The organism is Fodinicurvata sediminis DSM 21159, assembly GCF_000420625.1.
GTDB lineage: Bacteria > Pseudomonadota > Alphaproteobacteria > Kiloniellales > DSM-21159 > Fodinicurvata > Fodinicurvata sediminis.
In genome coordinates, this window is record NZ_ATVH01000009.1 from 1 (window position 1) to 2,967 (window position 2,967).

Annotated in this window: 4 protein-coding genes; 1 reads left to right on the forward strand and 3 read right to left on the reverse strand. The window is 68.8% G+C overall.

Going from position 1 to position 2,967, the window contains the following annotated elements:
* Positions 1-87 precede the first annotated feature (87 nt).
* The gene (locus G502_RS0101235; protein ID WP_022726841.1) at positions 88-510 is read left to right on the forward strand and encodes a hypothetical protein; all 423 of its coding nucleotides are present in this window, start codon (positions 88-90) and stop codon (positions 508-510) included.
* On the opposite strand, the gene tnpC is transcribed toward G502_RS0101235, so the two are convergent.
* The 3 genes from tnpC to tnpA form a co-directional block, all read right to left on the reverse strand.
* A complete protein-coding gene (gene tnpC, locus G502_RS0101240) occupies positions 501-2,054 on the reverse strand; it encodes an IS66 family transposase (protein WP_026988935.1) in 1,554 nt (517 codons plus the stop codon). The genes G502_RS0101235 and tnpC overlap by 10 nt on opposite strands.
* An 83-nt stretch (positions 2,055-2,137) precedes the next feature.
* Entirely contained in the window at positions 2,138-2,491 is a 354-nt protein-coding gene (tnpB, locus tag G502_RS0101245; protein WP_022726843.1) for an IS66 family insertion sequence element accessory protein TnpB, read from the reverse strand.
* Positions 2,488-2,880: an IS66-like element accessory protein TnpA gene (gene tnpA / locus G502_RS0101250; RefSeq protein WP_081649629.1), complete on the reverse strand. Its 393-nt coding sequence runs from the start codon at positions 2,878-2,880 to the stop codon at positions 2,488-2,490. Before tnpA ends, tnpB begins: the two co-directional genes overlap by 4 nt.
* Positions 2,881-2,967 lie beyond the last annotated feature (87 nt).

Genomic DNA, 2,967 nt, shown 5'->3' on the forward strand with positions numbered 1-2,967 from the left:
GTAAGCGGTCCGAGTGCCCCATAGGGTTTTCCGTTGACGGGTGCATGTGTTCTTGATTGTCCTTCTGCTGATTGCAGGGGAAAGGGCATGAGCACAGACAGCGCGGCATTACGCGCAAAGCTATCGAAACTGGAGGCTTTGTTCGCGGCGGCCGGTACGGCTGGCGAGCGTGCGGCCGCCGGGGCGGCAATGGAGCGGGTGCAGGCCCGCCTCGATGCGACGCCGGAGCCGGAGGTGGAACTGAAGTTCTCCTTTCCCGACAGCTGGACGGTGCGCCTGTTCGTGGCGATCTGCCGCAAGCACGGGCTGCGCCCCTATCGTTACCGCCGACAGCGTCATACCACCGTGATGGTCCAGGCCCGCGAGGCGGCCTTCGAGCGGGTGGTCTGGCCCGAGTTCAATGATCTCCACCAGGCCCTGGTGGGCTATTTCGAGGAGGTCACCGACCACCTGATCGAGGACGCCCTATCGGTGGCGGGCGACAGCGACACCCTGCCGGACTACGCCTGAGCGGGGGCGGGCCAGGGCAGCAGGTCGTCGAGGCGGGCCTGGGGATGGCCCCGGGCGATGTCCTCCAGGGTGGCCTTGAGCCAGGCAAAGGGCTCGAGGTCGTTCATGCGCGCGGTCTCGATCAGCGAGGCGATGATGCCCCAGTTGCGCGCCCCCTCGTGATGACCGGCGAACAGCGCGTTCTTGCGATTGAGCGCCAGGGGCCGGATGCGGTTCTCCACGGCGTTGGAATCGATCTCCACCCGGCCGTCCTGCAGGAAGCACTGCAGGCCTTCCCAGTGTTTGGAGATATAGGCCAGTTTCTCACCCAACCGGGACTTGCCGGACAGGCGCGCCCGCTGGGCGGCCAGCCACTGTTCGAACTCTGCCATCAAGGGCGCGGTGCGCGCCTGGCGGGCGGCCAGCCGTGCCTCGGGCGACAGGCCGCGGATCTCGGCCTCGATGTGATAGAAGGCGGCGATCTGCTGCAGGCCCTCGGAGGCCACCGGCGAGCCGTCGCGTTCGTGCACCTCTTTCAGCTTGCGCCGGGCATGCGCCCAGCAGTGGGCCAGCACCAGCGGCGCCGGTTTGCGCGCAGCCGCAGCCAGGCGCCGGTAGCCGGCATAGCCGTCCACCTGCAGGGTGCCCGTAAAGCCCTCGAGAAAATCTTCGCCATGGGCGCCCGCCCGGCCGGGCGCATAGAAGTAGACGACGCCGGGCGGATCCTGGCCGCCCCAGCCGCGCTGGTCGCGCGCCAGCGCCCAGAGATAGCCGCTGTGGGTTCGGCCCCGCCCGGGGTCCAGGACCGGAGCGCGGGTCTCGTCCATGAACAGATGCTCCGACTGCTTGAGCCGTGTGGCCAGGCGTTCGGCCAGGGGCGCCAGGTGAAAGGCCGCCTTGCCCACCCAGCCGGCCAGGGTCGAGCGGTCCAGCTCCAGGCCGTGGCGGCGAAAGATCTGCGCCTGGCGGTACAGCGGGCAGTGATCGGCATACTTGTTGGCCAGTACATGGGCCAGCAGGCCCTCGCTGGGCAGGCCGCCCTCGATCAAGTGGGCCGGCGCGGCCGCCTGGACCACGCCACCGTCACAGTTCTGACAGGCGTACTTCGGGCGCCGGGTCACCAACACCCGAAAGCGCGCCGGTTCGATGTCCAGGCGTTCGCTGCGCTCCTCGCCGATACAGACCAGTTCGCCTGCACAGCCACAGGGGCAGCTCTGGATTTCCGGTTCCAGCACCTCCTCCACCCGCGGCAGTTCCGCCGGCAGGCGGCCCAGGTTGCGCTGCGGGGGCTTGCGTTTGCGTGTCGGCGCAGATGGCGCCGCGGCGGCCTGGGCGCTCTCGGCGCTGGCAATGGCCACCTCCAGGTCCTCGAAGGACAGCTGGCGGCTGTCCGCGTCCAGCTTTTCCGAGCGCTTGCCATAGACGGCATTCTGGAATTCCCGAACCAGATGCTCCAGGCGCGCATTCTGCGCGGCCAGCGCCGCTGCCTCGGCTTGCAGGGCCTCCACGCGCCCGCGCAGATGGGCGGGCAGCTCGGCAAGTTCGGCGGGATCGAGCGCGTGCATCATGGGGCACAGCTATAGCGCAAGGGCTCCCGCAATTCCCGCCCAAACCGGCCGCCCGAGTCACTCCGCCGCAGGTCCCGGGCTCACTCCGCCATCCGGGGTGGCGCGACCCGCCGGCTGTGCACCCGACGCCAGTCCAGGCCCTCGAACAGCGCCTCGAACTGGGCCCGCGACAGGCGCATCACACCCTCACGCACCCGCGGCCAGGCAAAACTGCCCTGCTCCAGGCGCTTGTAGATCAGCACCAGTCCGCTGCCGTCCCAGACCAGGATCTTGACCCGGTCGCCGCGCTTGGCCCGGAAGACCACGATCAGCCCGCAATAGGGGTCCAGGCCCAGCTGGTTCTGCACCAGGGCCGCCAGGCCGTCGTGGCCCTTGCGGAAGTCCACGGGCTGGGTCGCGATGACGATTCGCACCGCCTGGCCGGGCACGATCATGAGGCCGCGCGCAGGGCCGAAACGATGTGCGCCAGCCGCTCCGGGGCCGTCTCGGCCGGGACACGTACGCTCAGCCCGTCCAGGACGATCTCGATGGCGGCCGCCTGGGGCTCGCTACGCTCCACCTCCACCCGGGCAAACTCGGGCAGGTTCGGTTCCAGGCCCGGCAGCTGTCCTGCGCGCGCCTGGCGGCGCCAGCTCGAGAGGTGCTGCGGGCGCAGGCCGTGGCGCCGCGCCACCTCGGCAACGCGCGCATCCGGCTCAAACGATTCCGCGACAATCCGCGCCTTGGCCTCCTCCGTCCAACGCCGCCGGCCCGTCGGGCCCTCCAGCACATCAAGGCGCTCGACACTATGGTCGAACTCCTCCACTAACAAATGTTGGTCCATTTGGTATCCCGTATTTCGATAACACTGGGACCAACAGTAACCTATACAAACCCGCTACTGGAGTATGGGGCTCTCGCACCGCTTACG